This window comes from Cupriavidus sp. YR651 (genome assembly GCF_900101625.1).
Classification (GTDB): Bacteria; Pseudomonadota; Gammaproteobacteria; order Burkholderiales; family Burkholderiaceae; genus Cupriavidus.
Window position 1 is genome coordinate 54,886 of record NZ_FMYZ01000003.1, and the last position, 19,296, is coordinate 74,181.

At 56.2% G+C, this 19,296-nt stretch carries 16 protein-coding genes; 12 read left to right on the plus strand and 4 right to left on the minus strand.

Annotated features, from left to right (window positions below; translation table 11 throughout):
- Positions 1–244 precede the first annotated feature (244 nt).
- Positions 245–820, plus strand: coding sequence for a hypothetical protein (locus tag BLR29_RS09895; protein WP_092136798.1), 576 nt, complete (start codon positions 245–247; stop codon positions 818–820).
- A gap of 50 nt (positions 821–870) precedes the next feature.
- On the opposite strand, the gene BLR29_RS09900 is transcribed toward BLR29_RS09895, so the two are convergent.
- Together BLR29_RS09900 and BLR29_RS09905 are read right to left on the minus strand one after the other, a co-directional pair.
- Positions 871–1,347 (minus strand): hypothetical protein, encoded by a 477-nt coding sequence (locus BLR29_RS09900; protein ID WP_143018434.1) that lies wholly within the window; start codon positions 1,345–1,347, stop codon positions 871–873.
- A 70-nt stretch (positions 1,348–1,417) separates the two neighbouring features.
- On the minus strand, positions 1,418–2,434 hold the full coding sequence (locus BLR29_RS09905) for a GlxA family transcriptional regulator (protein ID WP_092136800.1): 1,017 nt from the start codon (positions 2,432–2,434) through the stop codon (positions 1,418–1,420).
- 98 nt (positions 2,435–2,532) lie between these two features.
- On the opposite strand from BLR29_RS09905, the gene BLR29_RS09910 reads away from it, so the two are divergent.
- The 7 genes from BLR29_RS09910 (at position 2,533) to BLR29_RS09940 (ending at position 14,566) form a co-directional block, all read left to right on the plus strand.
- The gene (locus BLR29_RS09910) at positions 2,533–3,219 is read left to right on the plus strand and encodes a DJ-1/PfpI family protein (RefSeq protein WP_092136801.1); all 687 of its coding nucleotides are present in this window, start codon (positions 2,533–2,535) and stop codon (positions 3,217–3,219) included.
- On the plus strand, positions 3,216–4,199 hold the full coding sequence (locus BLR29_RS09915) for a tripartite tricarboxylate transporter substrate-binding protein (RefSeq protein WP_092136802.1): 984 nt from the start codon (positions 3,216–3,218) through the stop codon (positions 4,197–4,199). Before BLR29_RS09910 ends, BLR29_RS09915 begins: the two co-directional genes overlap by 4 nt.
- Before the next feature lie 194 nt (positions 4,200–4,393).
- Positions 4,394–10,675: an NACHT domain-containing protein gene (locus tag BLR29_RS09920; protein ID WP_092136803.1), complete on the plus strand. Its 6,282-nt coding sequence runs from the start codon at positions 4,394–4,396 to the stop codon at positions 10,673–10,675.
- Positions 10,602–11,357: an AVAST type 3 anti-phage proein Avs3b gene (avs3b, locus tag BLR29_RS31895; RefSeq protein WP_143018435.1), complete on the plus strand. Its 756-nt coding sequence runs from the start codon at positions 10,602–10,604 to the stop codon at positions 11,355–11,357. Before BLR29_RS09920 ends, avs3b begins: the two co-directional genes overlap by 74 nt.
- A gap of 212 nt (positions 11,358–11,569) precedes the next feature.
- A complete protein-coding gene (locus tag BLR29_RS09930; protein WP_255371170.1) occupies positions 11,570–11,848 on the plus strand; it encodes an H-NS family nucleoid-associated regulatory protein in 279 nt (92 codons plus the stop codon).
- 173 nt (positions 11,849–12,021) lie between these two features.
- The gene (locus BLR29_RS09935; protein WP_092137291.1) at positions 12,022–12,333 is read left to right on the plus strand and encodes an H-NS histone family protein; all 312 of its coding nucleotides are present in this window, start codon (positions 12,022–12,024) and stop codon (positions 12,331–12,333) included.
- 1,585 nt (positions 12,334–13,918) lie between these two features.
- On the plus strand, positions 13,919–14,566 hold the full coding sequence (locus tag BLR29_RS09940; RefSeq protein WP_143018436.1) for a hypothetical protein: 648 nt from the start codon (positions 13,919–13,921) through the stop codon (positions 14,564–14,566).
- Positions 14,567–15,421: 855 nt separating this feature from the next.
- Here BLR29_RS09940 and BLR29_RS09950 read toward each other — a convergent pair.
- Complete coding sequence (locus tag BLR29_RS09950; protein WP_092136808.1) at positions 15,422–15,787, minus strand: hypothetical protein; 366 nt, start codon at positions 15,785–15,787, stop codon at positions 15,422–15,424.
- A 422-nt stretch (positions 15,788–16,209) separates the two neighbouring features.
- On the opposite strand from BLR29_RS09950, the gene BLR29_RS09955 reads away from it, so the two are divergent.
- Positions 16,210–16,584 (plus strand): hypothetical protein, encoded by a 375-nt coding sequence (locus BLR29_RS09955; protein WP_092136809.1) that lies wholly within the window; start codon positions 16,210–16,212, stop codon positions 16,582–16,584.
- Positions 16,572–16,949: a hypothetical protein gene (locus tag BLR29_RS09960; protein ID WP_143018437.1), complete on the plus strand. Its 378-nt coding sequence runs from the start codon at positions 16,572–16,574 to the stop codon at positions 16,947–16,949. The genes BLR29_RS09955 and BLR29_RS09960 overlap by 13 nt, the downstream gene beginning before the upstream one ends.
- A gap of 56 nt (positions 16,950–17,005) precedes the next feature.
- On the opposite strand, the gene BLR29_RS33195 is transcribed toward BLR29_RS09960, so the two are convergent.
- Entirely contained in the window at positions 17,006–17,542 is a 537-nt protein-coding gene (locus tag BLR29_RS33195; protein ID WP_092136811.1) for a DUF6471 domain-containing protein, read from the minus strand.
- A 170-nt stretch (positions 17,543–17,712) separates the two neighbouring features.
- On the opposite strand from BLR29_RS33195, the gene BLR29_RS31900 reads away from it, so the two are divergent.
- Together BLR29_RS31900 and BLR29_RS31905 are read left to right on the plus strand one after the other, a co-directional pair.
- The gene (locus tag BLR29_RS31900; protein ID WP_143018438.1) at positions 17,713–18,249 is read left to right on the plus strand and encodes an HAD domain-containing protein; all 537 of its coding nucleotides are present in this window, start codon (positions 17,713–17,715) and stop codon (positions 18,247–18,249) included.
- Positions 18,250–18,747: 498 nt separating this feature from the next.
- Positions 18,748–19,251, plus strand: a complete 504-nt coding sequence (locus BLR29_RS31905) for a hypothetical protein (RefSeq protein WP_143018439.1) — start codon at positions 18,748–18,750, stop codon at positions 19,249–19,251.
- The last annotated feature ends 45 nt before the right edge of the window (positions 19,252–19,296 follow it).

The window sequence follows — 19,296 nt, forward strand, 5'->3', positions numbered from 1 at the left end:
GACAAGGTCAGGACGTTAAACTTCGCCTTATGTGCTCGACTTGTCGGGTGCTAGGGCCCATTGCGACCTTGGTTTTGAGCGACCTCAAACGCAAGCTTTACGTTTTACCCAGTGAATCCGTTGCCGACGGCATCGTTGACATCACGCTTCTATTTGTTGGCCAGTACAGGTCTTTTTTGTCATGTGCGACGGCCGGCTTAAGCGCTCAACCGGCATGCACGTTTTTGACTAAAAGAGGCTCGACATGCGCCAAAACGATATCGATTACACCAAGCAGGCCGCCCATTTCTTGAGGGATGCCGTAAAACCCCTACGCATCGAAATTGGGTCAAGTCACGCCCACATGCTCGTTGCCGCCGCGTTACGCTATGGCTCGCGCAGGGCGATGCTTGACGACCCGAACGGCCCGTACGTGTACGACCAATGGCTGAGCGGCCAGGCCGATTGCGTGGATGGCATTCGCGATGCCATTTCAAAAATGAGGGACGCTTCGCTGTCTCCGGACCAAGCTCCGATGATTGCGCAGCTGATTCAGGACGGCCTGACACCTGCGTGCATGGAGTGCGGGACCATCGACTCTCGGAACATGCCCATTGGTGCGGTCAGACAGGGCGACGAGGCTGAATGGGTCTGCATAAAGTGCGCGTCTGACCGCGACAACTACGGGCACTGCCGCTGCTGCGGGGAGGAGGTTCTCTACGAAGCAGACCAATTGGACGAAAACGGTCTATGCGAAGAGCACGAGGGTGAGTTCGACCTCGACCCGGAAGAAGAGGAAGACTGGGAAAGCTACATCGAGAACATCCAGAAGGACGATTAACTTCCTAACGACAATGGGCTCCGCATCGGAGCCCATTTTGTTTGTTGCGGCTAGCTTTTCGGTGCCTTTCCGAGCTTGGAGAAGGTCTTACCCGCTTCCTTCAGTTCCTCATCCCGGGCTTTCTTCAGGTCTTTCATCTGGCTAATCATGCCTGGGCAGTCTGCGCGATTGATAGCCACGACGTCGCGCGCAACGGATACCTTGGCAATCTTCTGTTCCGAACCTGCCGGATACAGCGCCTTCACGTAGCGTTTGGAGTGCCGCACAAAGTCGTCTCCGAACGACTTGTCGCCGCAATGATAGGCGGCTGCACGGGCAAACGCTTCGAACGAAATGTCGTCAAGTTTGTTGTGTGCATCTTGGGCAGTCATCGAGTGTGCGGGGAAAGCACTGCCGAGAAGTAGCGCTACCGATGTCGTAGCGGTCAAGAGCAATCTGCGCGTCATGGATTCCTTGTGCGAGGCTGTAAATTCGAGGATGGCGCTTTTTTTGCGCACCGCCCTTACGATGGAATTGCGCCATAGCAAGGGCTGGTCCAGAAGATATCGGCAACCCAACACGGGAGCAAAACCCCTCTAGAGTTGGAGAGACACCTCATCAAGGTGAGGCGCTAGAAAAGCGCTGCCGATAGTCAGACGGGGAGACGTGCAGATGGCGGATGAAGCTTCGCCTCAGTATTTCCTCGGAAGAAAATCCACACTCCTTGGATACCGCCTTGATGGAGAGGCGGCCGGACTCGATGAGTCGGCACGCGTGTTCAAGACGGATTCTCTCCAGCGCGTGAGCAGGCGTAGTGCCAGTTTGTCTGCGAAAGAACCTCGCGAACGTCCGAGACGTCATGCCGAGATGTTCAGCCATTTGCTCAACGGTGAAGGCCCGGCGTAGGTTTTTTCTCATCCAGCCGTTGAGTTCTTCAATGCGCGGGTCTTCTGCCGTTTGCTCCAGTAGCGCACTGCTGAACTGGGACTGGCCTCCGGGGCGCTTGTAGCAAACCACGAGCTTCTTGGCGACTGCCATTGCAATATCGCGCGCCATGTCGGCTTCTACCATGCCAAGCGCCATATCAATGCCGGCAGTAACCCCGGCGGACGTCCAGTAGGCGCCCTCACGAGCGTAGACGGCATCTGGTTGCACGTCTATCGCGGGAAACTGTGACGCCAATTGCTCGCACGCAGCCCAATGGGTCACCGCGCGTCTGCCGTCAAGAAGCCCTGATTGAGCGAGCACAAACGCTCCTGTACAGACAGATGCCATTCGTGCGACACGCGGCGCTGCGCCTCTAATCCACGCAATAAGGTTGTCCTGACGGCAATGTCTGCCGTCCGCGAATACACCTGGTCCCCCAGGGACGATAACTGTGTCGACTCCGCGCGCTGGGCGCCGAGGTAGCTGCTGAGCGTTGATAGCGACTCCGCTCGAGCTTTTGACGGAGCCGGCGCGTAGGCTATAGACGCCTGTCTCGTACCGACTGGCGTGCCCGGCAATTTGCAACTCGTCATTCGCCGTCGCGAAGACCTGAAGAGGTCCGCTGACGTCAAGCAACTGGAACTGCTCAAAAACGACAAACCATACCTGGTGAGTGCGCTTTCCTCGGTCGGGCGAAGAGCTTCGCATATGTGTGTTGGCTGAAATAGTGGGGTCATTGTCCTGAACGACACATTGGCCAATCCTACACTAGGCCTGCGTAACGAACATTCATAGGAGGAGAGACAGTGAACATCGGCATGCTTGTATTCCCAGACATCACCGCCATCGACTATGTCGCTCCGGCGGACCTACTCGCGCGTATTCCCCAGTCCGAGTTGAAGCTTGTTTGGAAGCACACGGAGCAACTCCGTACTGAGCTCGGCTGGGAATTCCGCGCCACGCATGACTTCGCCACTTGTGGTCAGCTCGACATGCTGGTTGTCCCCGGAGGGCCGGGAATCGGGCCGCTCTTACAGGATGAGGAGGTGCTTCGATTCCTGTCTGAGCAGGCTCAGGCTGCGCAGTGGATTGTGGGAATCTGCACGGGCCCGCTGGTATTGGGTGCCGCGGGGTTGCTGCAAGGATACGAAGCTACTTGTCATTGGGCGTCCCACGACTTGCTTCCCGCGACGGGAGCCATTGCCGTAGACAAGCGAGTGGTCGTTGACCGCAACCGAGTGACTGGGGCAGGTATGACGTCCGGGATTGATTGCGCTCTGAAGGTGATTGAGTTGGCTGGCGGCGAAGATTTGGCCAAAGGTGTTCAGCTGTTTGCAGAGTATGACCCGCAGCCGCCTTTCGACACGGGAACGCCACGCAAGGCCTCGCCGGACCTGGTTCAAGCAATGCGAGACAAGGTCGCTCCAATTGTCGAAGAACGGCGTAAGGTTTTAGCTGAGCGGCAAGGACGTTCCGAGGGGAGGCTGTCATGAACGCATCCCGCCGCAAAGCGCTCAAATTTCTCGCTTCCGCATCGCTTGCTTCCTTGGCGGTGTCGAGCCCCTTTCGCGCAACTGCAGAAGACTCTCGCAAGCCTATCCGTTTGCTGGTTGGCTATCCGCCAGGTGGTCCTGCTGACATTGTCGCGCGGATAATGGCCGAGCGACTTTCATCAGTGATGGGAGGACCCGTCGTGGTCGATAATCGTCCCGGAGCTGGGGGACAGATTGCGGCTCAGGCGTTGAAGTCCGCTGTGCCGGACGGTGCCACACTTTTCTTGAGCAACACGCACACCATTGTGACAGTGCCACTAACGGTGGCGTCGCCTGGCTTTGCGCCAAGTACCGACTTCCGGCCGATTGGCACGGTAGCAAACTTTGAGCTGGCACTTGCGGTTCACAAGAGAACGGGCGTGAAGAAGTTGAGCGAACTTAAGGCCTGGTTGGCTGCCCATTCCGATGAGGCCAATATCGGCGTTCCCGCGCCAACGAGCGCCCCTGAGTTCATTGCAGGCAAACTTGCTCGCGCTTTTCGCACAAAGACAGTCCCTGTTCCTTACCGAGGAGCTGCGCCGATGGTGCAAGATTTTCTGGCTGGCCAAGTCGCGGCGGCTGTTTCCGGGGTGTCAGACTTTCTACCGTACCTGGAAAGCGGCGCACTACGCATTCTCGCTGTGACCCGAGAAACGCCGATTCTGGCAGGGGTTCCATCCTTCGAGCAGGCTGGATACAAGGGGCTTGATGCTACCGACGTTCTTGGTGTCTATGCACCGGTCGGGATGTCTGACGCCGTCGTTACGCAGTACAACGCCGCCATCCGACAAGTCCTTTCGATGCCTGACGTTGCAGCAAAGTTGCGAGGTTACGCCATGACAGCGGCACCGAGTTCCCCGGCGGAGCATGTTCAACGGCTTGCCGAGGTTTCTCGGACCCTCACGAACCTCATGAAAGACGGCTCTTACACAACCCAGTAGCAGTGCGATAACATCTCCCTCATATCGGGGGACATATTCGAGTCCGCGGAAAAATTGACCTGCGGACTTATTTCGCGCAAAAACAGTTGTACATCTGAGTAGCGCCAAGGAGACGTAACGGATTTTCTGAAGCGTCCCCGTTGGGTTGGACTGTGCGATGTGCCCCTTATTTCAGACGCAAAGAAAGGAGCGCGATGTCCGACAGTCTGCTCGTCAGAGCTAGCCGAGACGGCGACCAGTTTCACTATTTGTGGGCAGCCCGTCGAGCGCTTTCGTTGCTCAATCCGCTATCCGGCTTGGTGGCCATCACCATCGAAGGTGCTTCGACGGACGAGACGGGCACCAGTGCGCCGGTGGAGACTGGGGAAGAGCTTATTGATATCGCCGAATACTATGGCGACACCGATATGAGCAAGGCATCCCTGGTGCGGTACATGCAACTCAAGCATTCGACTCTGCACGCTGAGGATGAGTGGAAGCCTAGCGGTATCGAGAAGACAATTTCGGGCTTTGCTAAGCGTTATGGCCAGCTCCAGACGGTACTGGGTGCGGAGAATGTCGGGGGAAAGCTGGAGTTTTGGTTTGTCACCAACAGGCCCATTCATGCTGATTTCGCCGCAGCGGTCAAAGACGTTGCAAGCAGTGGGACGACTTCCGACACCACCAATCTCGAAAAGCTGGAGAAGTACACGGGCCTGCGAGAAGACAAACTCGCGGAGTTCTGCCGTCTGCTACGACTGGAGGGTCTGGAAGACAATTACTGGACCCAGCGCAACATCCTCTCTCAGGACTTGAACGTCTATCTCCCGCAGCTTGATGCGGATGCGCCTATACGGCTAAAGGAGCTCATTACCCGCAAGGCTCTCTCGGAGAGTGCGAACGAGCCAAGCGTCACCAAAATTGATGTGTTGCGTGCTCTTCAGACCGATGAGCCAAGCTTGTTTCCTGCTCGTTGTCTCATTGAGTCGGTGCCGGATGCGGTCACGCGAGCCCAAGAACACGGTTTGGTGAAGGCTATCGTCGCGGCAGGTGCGATTCCCGTTGTCATCAGTGCTGATGGTGGCGTAGGCAAGTCGGTATTCTCAACACAGATTGCGCGAGGATTGCCGGAAGGCTCGGTGGCGATTCTATATGACTGCTTTGGGAATGGTGAATATCGCAGCCTTTCCGGATACCGACATCGACACCGCACGGCTCTCGTGCAAATGGCGAATGAGTTGGCCGGCAAGGGCTTATGCCATCCACTCATCCCCAGTCCCCAAGCAGACACGACGAGTTACGCGTGCGCTTTTCTCCATCGCCTGCGGCAAGCAGTTCGTATCGTCCGCGCCGACCATGCGGACGCGCTGGTATGCATCATCGTCGACGCGGCCGACAACGCGCAAATGGCCGCGGAAGAGGCCGGCGAGGCAAGGTCGTTTATCCGCGACCTGCTGCGGGAGACGCTACCTGACGGAGTGCGATTGGTAGCGCTATGCCGCCCGTATCGCGAAGCTATGCTCGACCCCCCACCTCACGCCTTGAGGTTCGCGCTTGAAGCATTCAGCCAAGACGAGACGGCTGCCCATTTGCGGAAACACTTTCCGTCTGCAACAGACCAAGATGTAAGTGAATTTCATCGGCTGAGTTCACACAATCCTCGGGTACAAGCACTAGCGTTGTCACACGGGGGAACACTTCCTGACATTTTGCGATTGTTGGGGCCGAATCCCTCGACGGTGGAGAGCACAATTGGGGAGATTCTCGAGCAGGCTGTTCAAAAGCTACGGGACGAAGCCGGCGTGACGGCGCGTGAGCAGGTCGACATGATATGTGCGGGCCTTGCGGCCCTTCGGCCGCGGGTACCGATTTCGATTCTGGCATCTATGTCGGGAGTAGATGCTGCGGCAATCAAGAGCTTTGCCCTGGACCTAGGTAGGCCTCTGGTAGTTGCTGGCGAATCGGTTCAGTTCTTCGATGAGCCCGCGGAATCCTGGTTTCGAATGAGATTCAGGCCGAGTGCGGCGACGCTGGAGGCCTTCCTGGAAAAGCTGAAGCCTTTAGCTTCGGAAAGCGCCTATGCGGCTTCCGTGTTACCCGCCCTGATGCTTGAGGCCGGCCAATTTGCGGAATTGGTACGGCTGGCGCTCGACTCGGAAGCGCTGCCAGACGCAAATCTACTCGAGCGGCGGGATATAGAACTCCAGCGGCTACAGTTTGCACTGAAGGCGGGGCTACGAAACCGCGATTACGTCGCGGCGGCAAAGCTTGCGATGAAGGGAGGCGGAGAAAAGGCGGGCGACGTTAGGCAGCGCGAACTGCTGCAGTCAAATATCGACCTGGCAGGAAGCATGCTAGATGTCGATGCTGTACAAGAGCTCGTGACCCGGAGGGCGTTCGAAGCGGACTGGAAAGGGTCGCATCACGCGTATGAAGCGGCGTTGTTGTCTGCCCACGCAGAGTTGATTGGCGAAGCCGGAAGCCGCCTCCGGATGGCGAATGAGTGGTTAAAAAACTGGAACTCACTCCCAAGAAACGAGCGCGAGAATGAGTCCGTAACAAACGAAGACCGTGCCGTTCTCGCTCTGGCCAATCTGAATATTCACGGTCCACAGGCGGCGTCGGACTTCCTGGGTCGATGGCGTCCGCGCAGCTACGCTTATGAGGCAGGACGGATTCTGGCAAAGCGGCTGCTCGACCACGGTCGTTGCGCTGATGTGGACGCCTTGGGGAATGCAGCTTCGAACAATCTCGGCCTGCTCCTGGCCATCGTTCAGGAATCCAGAGCGCTGCATCTGCTTCCGCCAGTAGATATCTCGAGATGCGCGCTGGAGGGCGTAAAAAGCCATCTTGAAAAGACGCCGGACGAACGAGAGCTCAATATAGAGCTATTGGCTGTCGTTGCGGTCGTAGAGGCAGCGCATCTTCAGAAACTATGTGAAGCTGAAGAGGCAGCGAAGATTTTGGATGTCTCCCTTCCCAGCGTGGCCCCGCGGATAGTATTGTCGCCACACGCGTCTGAGCGCTTCGACTACACGCGGGCATATGCTTTGAGAGCAGCGTTGCGCGGTGAAAGCGTCACGCTAAAGGATGTTGCCCCGGAAGAACTACGAAAAGAAATCGAGAAGCAGAAGTCGCATGGAGCAAGCGGTGAGCTGCGGGAGTTTGAAGCTAGCATCGGAGCGGTGTTACCGTGGGCGAACGTTTGGGCAGCAGTGGTGTGTGGTCGACTGCAAGCGCATCAGATAGCCTCAGCAATCGCCGAAGCGCGCAACGCCTCGCACAGGGCGGAGAGCGCAACATATCGAGAACGGTCTCTGATTGCTGACGAGGTTGCTAGCCTTTGGATTGATGTTTTGATGGAAAGTGGTACCGCGACAACGGACACTGTACGCGAGCTTGTAGCATGGTCGCACAATCTCAATCGCCCGCTATATACCCCCACGCTGAATCGGCTTGCAAGGCTTTGCGCGAAGACCGATGGCATTGAAGAATTTGCCTTCGAATTTGCGCAGACGTCAATTGATTTAGTGCGCAGGGACCGGTCGGACGCGGGAAGCGAGGCGGACGGGTACGTGAGCGTTGCGCGGTCTTTGCTAGCGTTGAGCCATGCAGATGCTGCCTTGTACTTTGACAAGGCAATAGAAGTGGCAAACAAAATCGGCGAAGAGAACGTTGCTCGGTGGCACGCGATTCTCGCGCTTGCCGAGCATGCTGCCCAGACGGAGAAGGCGTCTCCGGAGATGACCTACCGTTTCGCACGATGCGCCGAACTGACGTGGCGTTATGTCCTCAGAGATAAGCATTTTCCCTGGGAGGCCACGGTGGAAGTGCTGACGAAGCTCGACCCGCAATCGTCATTCGCGATTATAAGTCGATGGCGGGACCGAGCATTCGGCAACCCCGCTCGCGTTTTGGCTGTGGCTGTAGAGTCCCTGGCAGCAAGCGGAAGACTGTTACCGGGAGATGCGCTTGCCATGATTCCTTTCGACGCGAGTTGGGACGAGGATGCACTCTTAGCATCGGCCCTGCCTCGGTTCGGAAGCGATGCGGAACGTATTGCCGGATTGAGTCTTGTTTATAGGTACCTCTGTCTGGGTTCCCACGGTGCGTCCAAATGGCAACGTGTTAGGGATACCGCGGCTACTGTCGGAGTGTCATTGCCGGGGATTGAGCAGCGGATTGCTGAAGCCACCGCTCGTGAAACGTCGAAACAGAACCGCGTTCCTGGCCCAGCAGTGCCGGGTTCATCGGAAGAGGTATCCGGACATGACTGGGAGGCTGTTTTCGCTGGACTTGATGTGGCGTCTGCCGCGGAGCTTACGGTCGCGTACCAACGATTCCGCGAGGGTGAACCACCATTTCGGTCGACTGAGTTCTTTCGCGCGGCTTTCGCGCGAGTGAAGTTTGGCCGGGAGGTTGAATTTGTTCAGGCGGTGGAACGATGCGACTGGTTTGACCTGTTTGAGCTTCGTGACTTCCTTTCAGAATGGCCATCGCGATGGATACCGCGAGAGGTTATTCGCGCGGCGCTCGCGTCAATGGTTGCGAGGATGTGCAAAAAGTTCTGTTTGCGAATCGAGCGAAATCGCTACTACGAGGTCATGCCATTTCAGTTAGCCAGCGAACGTTCCGGGCTAGGTATCCAGGAGATGGTGGATGCCGTATTTCAGGGGCTTGCTGAACTGCCGGACGCTCTCGAAGGTGACCGGCTATTCAGCCTCGTCGCTCTGTTGGCACCGAAGATGACGGGGCCCGAGTCTGTTGCTGTCCTATCATATGCAATAGCGTTTCTGGAGATTCATCTTGAGTCGGAGGATGGTGATGGGGCATGGTCATATGATTTGGAAGCCCCTGACGATATCCATAAGGCCGTGGCCGGGTACATTTGGGCGGGACTCGCATCGCCGGTGGCAGAAGTGCGCTGGCAAAGTGCTCACGTCGTAGTGGCGCTTTGTACCTTAGGGGCTGACAAGACGCTGGCGGCAGTAGTTGACTACGCGAATGGCGCACCCGCGCGAGCTTTTCACGATGGGAAATTGCTGTTTTACAGTCTACATGCGCGTCAATGGTTGTTGATTGGACTGGCGCGTGCTTCGTTAGAGTACGGAAAAAGCGTGGCTTCCCATGCGGATTTCGTTCTCTCGTTGGCTGACCCGTCGCAGTCCCATGTTTTTATGCGGGGTATTGCGGCGCGCACAGCTCTTGCTCTAGATGAGCAACATCTCATTGTGTTATCGGAGCAACGCAGAGATGAGCTTCGGAACATCAATGTATCGAAGCTTCCAGAAGTTGAGGGTGACGCCTTCGCCGCCAAGAGCGCTCGACGTGAGGTGGCTTCCCTGTCCGAACCAGTTGTAAGTCGAGACAACGAGTTCTTCTTCGGTATTGATTTCGGGCCGTACTGGCTGGCAGCCCTGGGTAGATGCTTTGGGATGACGCAAGGCGATGTCGAAGAGGAGGTCCTGACAGCAATTCGAAAAGACGTCGGATACAGCGGTCCCAGTCGTTGGGACGCCGATGAACGGACCAAGAAAAAGATATATCAGCATGACGAGACCCACCACAGTCATGGGGCCTACCCCAAGGTAGACGACCAGACGTTCTATTTTTCGTATCATGCAATGATGATTGCGGCTGGGGTACTCCTGGCTTCGAGGCCTCTTGTCATCGATGAATGGGAAAGGTCGCGGTTCGTGGAATGGCTGTCCGGACATGGTTTGTCTCGCTGCGATGGACGATGGCTTGCGGACCGCCGCGACCCGGAACCGAGAAGTTTGTTGACTACCCGAGTCTCTCCCGATTGGGAAACATGGCGAAACAGCGTTTCTGCAGACGAGTTCACCGACGCACTGGCTGCGAATCCTGGGTATATAACCGTCTGGGGTTCCTGGTCTGACGAAGAAGGAAACATGCGGCAGACTACGCTTGTATACTCGGCGTTAGTTTGCAGCAGTCGCTCTTCTTCGCTTCTTCGAGCCTTGCAGTCAATAGATGACCCCCATGACTTCCGCATTCCGTCAGCGGGCGACGAGCGCGCAGAGATTGATGCTGGAGCATTTCAACTGCGGGGCTGGATAAAGGACGACCACAACGATAGCGGCCTCGATGAATCCGACTTCTGGGCGGGCACGACACGGTTTCCGGCGCCCGAGCCGGCGGCGTTTGTCGTTGAGAAGTTTGGACTTCGCACTGACTCGGACAGACGCCACTGGCATGTGCCGGAAGCCGTCGTAGCGGCATTCCGTTCTCAAGTTTGGGGCATGAGAGCGGAACGACGTAGCTCTGAGCCGCCCAGTGGGCGAAAGCTGGAAGTGTCCAGCGAGTTCATTTCTGAGCTATTGACCGCTGTGGACATGGATTTGATTATCGAGGTACAGGTGGAGAAAACGAATCCTTCGAGATTCCGAAACGGGGATAGCGATGAGCCAGCAAGAATCCCTTCAAGCAGTCGAATCTTTGTCGTCAAAGCCGATGGAACAATCGATACGCTATGAAGCACTCACCGCGCTGGGTAAGCGGCTTGTAAAGGAGCTTGACCTCAGCGGAGACGTCGATACGCTTGGCAGATGGATGGCGCACTATGTTGCAGAACTCCTTCATGAAGCTGAGCAGGCATCTGGCGAAGACCGATTAGAGAAGCGGAGCGCGGTTCGCGATGCTATTCTGGCGCTATGGGCGCATCGAGCTGAGTTGCCATCCGGTGTCAGGCCATTCGCGGATTTCGAGCCAATTCTTAGAGTCTTGGAGCAACTTGCGCCGGACACGCCATCATTGCGTTTCGTGCCACGTCCTCATCTTCCGAAGGATGCCACCCAGGAATCGATGGAGACACAACAATGGCTCGACATGGCTCAATCACTAGACCAGGCGGCAAAGCTGCTTATCACATATTGCCTGGCGTCTGCAGCGAAGGCATCTGTAGACCCGGCACAGGAATGGGCGAAGCTTGCTGCAGAAGCTGGAGAGGAGGACGTGCTTGAGGTGCGGCTGGCTCGATTTCTAAGGTGGGAGCGCGACCTGATGCATGGCGATGATTCGGAATCGCCCGAGCAAAGGGCGTTAGCTGAGCGCCGCGACAAACTTGACGCCTTTATTTCACTAGCTACCAAGGTTCGAGCTGAAATTGAAGAGCGTTTGAAAACGTCTCCCAAGGCTAGTTTGCCCGGTGAGATATGAGCAGTAGGCAGCCAGGAGAGGCGTCCTGCACCGCTAGCCGGAAAACGGCCACGTAGTGAGCCGAAAATGCCTTTGTGCTCACAGAACGGCCAGGGCATCCCTCTCCTGAGAATGTCACTTAGAGCTAAACTTTGAAGGGGACACTCTGCCTTCCAGAGCGGCGGTCCTGCTGGGGTCAATCGCAGCACCTTGTCATCCGGTCGGTTATCCGAATGCAACTTTCCCTTCTTCAAAATTCCGAAATGCACGCGTTGCGTGAACGTGAGGAAGCTATTCTGTGGATAAGAACGCAAATGGCTCGTTTCGGTGTCCATCTCGAAAACCTGCAAGAAGCGGGTTGTTTCCGACCTCTGCTAGACAATCAGTCGTCTGCCGCCGCCATTCTCTATCGGGATGCTCAAGGCCAAACTTGGGATGGGCGCGGCGACCTTCCTAGTTGGCTACAGCGCGCTGTGAATGCAGGGCAGTCCATTGAGCATTTTCGGATATGAGCTAGCTAGGCGCGAACTCGATAGTCTCGCGCACGGACATTCTCATAGCGCAGTTGCCGCAGTATTTTTTGGCTTAAGCGTTTGCAGTAATGAACTGAAACAGGCCGAGATTGTTCTAACCTAGCCAGGTTGAGTTAGAGTTGACAACCCAGCAACTTCGTAAGGACGAAGACATGGCAACATACAAGCAACTCATCGCGCAAAAAGAAGCGTTAGAAGCAAAGCTGGAAGAGGTCAGGGCGACCGAGGTGGCAGCCATTATTGCCCAAATCCAAGGTTTGATGACCGAATATGGTCTGACGGTGGACGACATCGCCCCGAAACGCCGGCGTGGCCGCCCCGCTGGTAGCAAGGCAAACGGCGAAAAACAACCGCTTCCCCCCAAATACCGCGACCCGAAATCCGGAAAAACGTGGTCGGGGCGTGGACGAGCACCTGCCTGGATTGGAAAGAACCCAAGCCGCTTCCTAATCGCGGAAGAGTAGGCGAACACACTCGGGCGATGGACCCCAGAAGCGCAAAGGGGAGGCAAGCCTCAATCACTCCTCCCCTGGCTGCCCAACCGCGAAGCGGTTACGTCTCCCTGGGAAACGTGCAAAAGGATATCCTCAATCGAGCATATCCTGAGGTTATTCCGAAGCATATCCTCAATCGAGGAGAGTACTGGAATAACCAGATACATATCCTCACGTAAGCATATCCACAAATCGAGGATATCCTCACAAGAGATTCTCCCTAGGGAGGATATGCTTACTAGGGGAAATCTTTAGTGAGGATATCCTCCCTAGGATATCCTCACAAGAGATTCTCCCTAGGGAGGATATGCTTACTAGGGGAAATCTTTAGTGAGGATATCCTCCCTTTGATATGCTAGGGATAGCCGAAGGCCCCCCATGCAGCGGCATCAGGACCCCTTCAGCCATCCAGGGAAGGATGGTTCCGACAGTCATTCGAGTCACGCGCTATCTTCGTCCGCGTGCTGGTCGTCTCAACTCTTCCCCCACAGAGACCAGTCTCCCCCCATCGCTGCCGTACCAAGCCGACCAATGAGGCGGTCATCCCAAGAACCCCCTCTCTTGGAGAGGCTGGATACACCCCGGGGCGCCAGTGTGGTCGGCCGACGGATGACATAGGGTATAGATGCGCGGACTAGATGAATCCCATCTTTTCTAGATGCTTTCGTTATGAATTTGTCGGGGTAATCCGCGATTTGGTTATAAGAAGCCGTGCGTCGCCGGAACGCCGAGTCTGCAACCCAGAACTACAGGGTGGGAGCGGATGTCTGCGGGGGCGCCGCCGGACGTTGCCCGCCATTAAGACTCCAGACAAGAACGGTCCCTGACCGGTTGATGTTCCCGAGCGCCATCATCCGGCGCCCATGGTTGCCCGATACATGCGGGGACAACACGCTCCGTGTCTCGCACATCTTCCATGCCCTCAATCGGTAAGGGCGCAGCCAATAGGTAGACGGCTCGCAGGACAACAGCCGCCACCACAATAAGAACAGCTACTCCAATCGCCTGGAAGAGGAATCTAATCGCGGGGTGGTGCATGCGGTCGTACTCAGTGTTTATGGGCTCAAGAGGCGAAGTCCCAGCAAACGCAAGGCAAGGCCAAAGGCAAGCGATGGATAGACCGGGCGGCCGTGGTTTCAAGTTTAGCGGAAGGTGTCCGATATTGCACATACGGCGCAATGCGTCCGTACTGTCGAACAAACGGGTTGCCCCCCCGCGAACGGGGCATCCCGGCATGCAATCGGAGGCCGGTTTGAGCTCGCTTGGTATGAACATTCACGGGGACGTGCGCAGCGCGTCCGAATTCAAGCAGATTGTCGATGATGGGGGCCGCCCATATGGCCCATACAGATGTCCATTCTGCGAGGTACGGTACGAAGAGAGATGCATCGTCACAGATTGTGTGAGGGCACCGCACTTCAAGCTCCCGAAAAATACATCTCACCGCGGGTCGTGCAACGGGGAAGCAGGCGAGGTGGTTCCATCTGGCAAAACCGAACCTTCGATTGAACCGAAGCGGACTGTGGTGGGGGAAATCGAGCTTCCGGAGGCCCTGGTGAACCGGCGAAAGGCGACAAAGGTGCGCGGACCTGAAGATGATGGGTCTGGTCCGCCGCCAGATGATGCGGAAGTCGCCCGACGTAGGAGAATCGTTGCCTCTGATAGGACGATATCAAGCCGCTACACCACCTCTCAGCTTCAGGCGATTATTTCCGCGTACAAGAAACTGAAGTCTCACGCGTATGAGGTTGCGATTGCAGCCGGGCTAACAAAAGGCACAAAGCAATACAACGAGAGTTTCGGCAAGACGCTCGACGCACGTCCTTTGGACTTGTACGGGCAGAAGCTCACCTATGGCAACGCGTTTCAGGGTAGCAAGCTTATTCCGAACAGAAAGGAACGCGTCTACAACGGTTCTGGGCTGGTGCGGGCCAACGGCGACCATTTCATTGTGGAAGACGAGGATTCCTGGCCGAAGTCGAAGACGGAGCACGTACACTTCAGTTTGAAGATTGCCAGGCTTCTAGTGCCAGACGCGCCGACGAGTCATCAGCGAGCATTGGAAGAGCTGGAGCGGCATGCTGCGGCGGGACGAAGCATGAGATGGCACGCATATGGCCTGGCAGTACTTCGAGATGAGAGGTTCGAACTTCTCATTGATTCCTTCGACCACATCTGCTGGACCGGCATCTACAAGCGGTGACTGCCGGCTCGCGCTTCGTACAGGCCCAATAGCGCAGCAACGTCTCGCTGGTGCGGCACGACGGGAACAGGGCGATGGGGCCTCAGGTCAAGTATCGCCAGAGGGCCCAGTCCCTCGTCTTGCAGTTCCTGTGCACAGATTGGAGTGAGAGGGGTGGGCCGCGGGTCCCCCATGTACATCCGGATGAATTCCGAATAGTCACTGTGACACGGAAAGATGCCGGCGGTAAGTTGGCAGCTTTGCTCGGGATGCGAAACATACTGCAAGCGCCAGCTATCGTTCGGGGTACGAGCTAGTTCGATAGTAGCGAGTTCGATATCGAGGCCATCCGCTTCGATACCAGCGGTCAGCACGATTTGAGCTTCATCGAACGGCTCCTCACCCGCAAGCCGGGCAAGGTTGATTGCGCCTTCGCGGGTCAGGGGAAAGCATCCTAACGTGACAAGTCGAGATGCCGGAATGCGAACCTGAGTGGCTTCCATAGCATAGTGGGGAAGTTGGTCTTCGCCCGTATAGCTCCCGAAACCCGACATGCACTTACCTCGTCCAGTGCATGCTGTTCGCGATTCAACGCCTTGCCTTTCGGATGACCTCAGTTGACCGAGCGGGAATTCCAGCAATCGTGCCGCAAACATCGCAGACTGCGACCAAAATGTTCTGCGCGGAACCTTTGTTGTCGGAAAACGGCGCGTTGCGTAGGAAAAAGGTTGTGCTCACAACTTTTTTGCACTTTGGGCAAATTGCTGTGCTCTTGTCGCCTTCCTGAAAAGCTGCTGTGCTCATAGTGTTTTAGCCTTCCACGGTCTATCGGCGTGGTTCGCGAGCCGAGAGCGGTGGTCGCGAACCACTAGCCCCTTATTTGCCCTTGGCTCGGTGCAACTGCCAGGCACCGATTTCCAATAGTACGGCGCAGTCTCCATCGTCATTCCAGACTGCTTCCTTCAGTCCCCAGAAATAGCGATGAACGGTTTGTCCGTTTGAATTGGTATCCACCACGTTCTCGCCGGGCTTAGTCCATAGCGAGATATACGAACCTTTCTTCACAATTCCGTCTGGGAACCAATACGTATGACGTACCTTGTTTGAAATTGTTCCGTTCGAGTTGTACGTGCTGTCAGCGAGAACGTAGTGTCCGATGTCGGCGTCTTCCAGAGCCTGGAGGTAGACGTATTCCTTGTCATAATCTCCATGGCCATGAACGCTGATGATTTTTACCTTCATATCGACCTTTTATTTTTTTGAGTACTCAAGACGGTGACCGTCTCTTCGTCTGTGTTTCACAAATATGGCTTCTTCTGGTAGCCATTTTTTTATGGTATCGGGTATCGCGATTGCGCGACACCACGACAAAGAGGGGCCTTTCATCTTCCTCGGTTCGCAAGTCTGCAGAGGAGCCGGTGGCAGGATTCGCTTGATTCTCTCGGTAAAAGACATACACTGGTTACGCGGCAACCCTGCCGCTTCACTTGCTACCACGACAAGTAGAACTAGACCTCGGTAGCGCAATCTCCAGTCCAAGCCTGTTCCACAAGCCACCTAAGTTTGTTGGCGCGTGCCTCATCGCATCGCGCTGCCGGGCTGCAGTGTTGTCTTTGTGGAGCAGGCGAAATTTGTCGCACTTCGTATGCGACAAAGGGGGACCTATGCCTGTATGGAACGTGGACTCCGTCGATGCGGAGCCAGAAATCGAGTTGCGCCATTGGAGCGTGTACGAAACCGAAAGAGGTGAGCGGCATTTCGTTGGCCAAGCTGCTGATTCCGCCACCGGGAGAGTGAGCTCGGCTATTCAGAAGTTCGACCGAACATCGCGCGTCGGCGTTACTCGTAGCGGCCGCCGGTATGTCTTGCAAGGCGAGCCAGGATTCGACCCCGATGCCATGCACGTTTGGAACGTGTGGTCGATGGTCAATGCGGTGATTGAAGCAAAGAATGTCACCGCAGAGTATCTTGCGCAGGACGAGAGTGGCTGCAATGACTTTGCTGGGCCACAAATGGGGAGTGGGCCATGTCCAAACTGACATCATCCCTGGGCCCAGGCAGTACATCTCGGCGCATAGAGAATTGGCGATTGCTAAAGACGTATCGCGCATTGCATCTCTTCGGGCTTTTCCCGCCTCACAGACGCTTTTGGGTGACGGCGGCAATTGTCGCGCTGGACGTCGCCGAGCGTGTCGCAGTCACGGAGGACGGCGTCACCTACCACCTCGCGGGAGAACCGGGGAGCACGGTGTTTGCGGCTCGTTTTGTTGCACTGTGCGCAGCGTTCGATGAGCGTCTAGAAGGAACGAGAGACGTCACCGACACGCTCTTGGGCGAAGCCTGCGTTCAAAGCCTATTCGAAAACGCAATGCGTGCTGGCCGCCATCCTGTCACCTGGCAGTAGAGATGTAAAGTGGCTTGTCTTCCGTGGAAGTTGGTGTAGGCTGTTGGTATGGGTTTTCACACGCGGAGCTTGGTAGCCACTGTGGCAGCTTGTTCGATATCCGTCTGGTCTACGAACCGATGAAGGACTACGACAGGCGCTACGGCCGATAGCTGTAGGAGCAGCGTGAAGGGGTAGCTCCCATTCGACACTTGTCTTTCAGTCGATACAGGTTCGATATCTACCCCTATCTTCCCAAGTCGCTTTGACAACTGAAGAAACGTCAGGCCTTGCTTGGAGAGCTCTTGCATGAAGAGCTTGTGGGCTGCGTCTTCCCAAGTTTCGCCTTTAGCGTGAGCCCATAGCGATGGAGGGACGTCTGCGCGCGCCGCTAGGAGTAGCTGCAAAAAGAAGCTGCAGCGAAACGAGCCGCGTTGGACTTTTCCTTCCAGGCCGCGGGCTGACTCGCTTACGCCCTCCGCGGCAAGCAAGTCTACGAGCTGCTCGTAGGAGATGCCCTTTCTTACCAGCAGACCTCGAGCAGTACGCGATGCGAGACGCGACCACGGCGTATCCTGATGACTCACGCTGGTCCTCATGCAGTGGAGAAGCATTGCTTTTGCGCGTCGCGTGCGAACGGAAGACAGCCGGCTCCAATAAGCAGAACTACAGCCCTATCGTGGCGGAGCCGGGTCATCAGTACGACGCAGTATTGGCATTCTATGCCGCCTTCCACCCACTGTGGCAAGGATGCCAGGTCTGCTGATTTTTGAGCGAGGCTGCCGTGGCCACTCTCTATCTCAATCCTGAAGGGATTTTGTATCCCCGTCGACCAATTCTTTGTGCCGACGATGTGCGGGTCCTCTCTGCAAACGTCGCGTTATTTGACGGGGTGTTGGCAGAATTTCCTTCCACGCAAATTGTCCTTCATAGCTGGCTTGTCTATGAAGTTGGTTATCACCAGGCAGTTGGCATGCTGTCGCCACACGCTCAGGAGCGCATTATTGGCGCGACCGTTCCGGGAAACAGGATTTGCCCTTTCAGGCATTCTTCAAAGCCAACTCGGCGCGAGTGGCTTAGGGCGGATTTAAAAAGGCGGCACCCACCATATCCAGTTCTGCTGGATACAGATGCCCGCCAAGTGCTGCCCTCGCTAATCGAGTACAGCCTAATCATCTGTGAGTGGATAACCACGCCGTTGGAAGGCGATGCTGCCGCCTTGTGCGAGCTGCTTCAAGAAGTCGAGCGTCCATACACGTCGACGCCTCCCACGAAATCCCTGTCGCGTCAAGATGATTGTTCAAAATTTTTGGCCGGGTAGGGGCGCGGGCAAAGTGTTCCAGAAGGAGGATTAGCACTCTTGTCCTTCCCCTCGCGTGGCGTTAAAATCGCCCATCTTTCGCCCAGCAGCTACCGAAGACCCAAGACCCACAACCTTATACGAGGGTAGACCCGTAGTATAAAGAAAATGGTGGTTTTGTCAACTTCATTCAAAAATTTTGAATCGACACCGTCAGTCGCTAGCTAGAGCTTAAGCGCAGTTGTTTCCTGAGGTCGAACGCAATCGCCATACAAGGAGTACGAGAAACAGGGATTTGCACACGAAGAAAGGCCACCGCGTTTTGGTGAATGGAGCCAGAACGGCTCTCTAGAAGGTATAGGCGGGTGACAAAAGAGACGCAACCTCTAATGCCACCCGTGCGCGAGCTGCGGACAGCACACGTGCCAACGTCAGTGTCCTCGCTCGCCCCTATTTTGTCAACTGAAATCAAGGGGGCGGCATTCGGTCGCCCATACTTCAAGCAAGTGAGGCAACAAAATGTGGACAAAAGCTGACATTCCGGCCGAAGATAATTGCCGGATTGATTTTCTGATTACTGGCGCGCCTCGGGATTGGGCGAGTATCGGGCGCATTATGGAGAGCCTTCAAGACGTGGGTTTCCAGCGTTTTGCGCTTCATTGGCGCGCCGAATCGGGACATGAGCCGGAAGATGATGAATCGGACGATGACGACCTACTGACCCCGGCCGCCGCCTCAAGCCACACTGAGGATGCACGGATTCCATCTCGCGGCTCGCTCAAGGCGGCCATCGAACGCTCGGCCATAGAATTGAACGAGCGTATTCGCTCGGACGCAGACGCCAGGCTGCATACAACTTCCTCGTTGCCTGGCCACCTCACGGGCTTCGCTAATGTTCTCGTCGACAACGGGCCCGACGGAAAGAACTATCGCGAGGCCTACGCACGGAGCCTTGGACCGGTTCCAGAAGAGCGGCGCCGCGTAGCAAGGGTTCGGCGGGCCACAAAGCCATCCTCCAAATAACAGCCATGAAGCTCGCACGACTGCCTAGGTAGTCGTGCGCTTGCG

Bases quoted from the DNA above. Each gene is read 5' to 3' on its own strand.
- BLR29_RS09960 (WP_143018437.1), top strand. From the start codon at position 16,572: ATGTCCAAACTGACATCATCCCTGGGCCCAGGCAGTACATCTCGGCGC.
- BLR29_RS09920 (WP_092136803.1), top strand. From the start codon at position 4,394: ATGTCCGACAGTCTGCTCGTCAGAGCTAGCCGAGACGGCGACCAGTTT.
- BLR29_RS31905 (WP_143018439.1), top strand. From the start codon at position 18,748: ATGTGGACAAAAGCTGACATTCCGGCCGAAGATAATTGCCGGATTGAT.
- BLR29_RS09915 (WP_092136802.1), top strand. From the start codon at position 3,216: ATGAACGCATCCCGCCGCAAAGCGCTCAAATTTCTCGCTTCCGCATCG.
- BLR29_RS33195 (WP_092136811.1), bottom strand. From the start codon at position 17,542: ATGCTTCTCCACTGCATGAGGACCAGCGTGAGTCATCAGGATACGCCG.
- BLR29_RS09905 (WP_092136800.1), bottom strand. From the start codon at position 2,434: ATGCGAAGCTCTTCGCCCGACCGAGGAAAGCGCACTCACCAGGTATGG.
- BLR29_RS09895 (WP_092136798.1), top strand. From the start codon at position 245: ATGCGCCAAAACGATATCGATTACACCAAGCAGGCCGCCCATTTCTTG.
- avs3b (WP_143018435.1), top strand. From the start codon at position 10,602: ATGAGCCAGCAAGAATCCCTTCAAGCAGTCGAATCTTTGTCGTCAAAG.
- BLR29_RS09930 (WP_255371170.1), top strand. From the start codon at position 11,570: ATGCAACTTTCCCTTCTTCAAAATTCCGAAATGCACGCGTTGCGTGAA.
- BLR29_RS09935 (WP_092137291.1), top strand. From the start codon at position 12,022: ATGGCAACATACAAGCAACTCATCGCGCAAAAAGAAGCGTTAGAAGCA.
- BLR29_RS09950 (WP_092136808.1), bottom strand. From the start codon at position 15,787: ATGAAGGTAAAAATCATCAGCGTTCATGGCCATGGAGATTATGACAAG.
- BLR29_RS09955 (WP_092136809.1), top strand. From the start codon at position 16,210: ATGCCTGTATGGAACGTGGACTCCGTCGATGCGGAGCCAGAAATCGAG.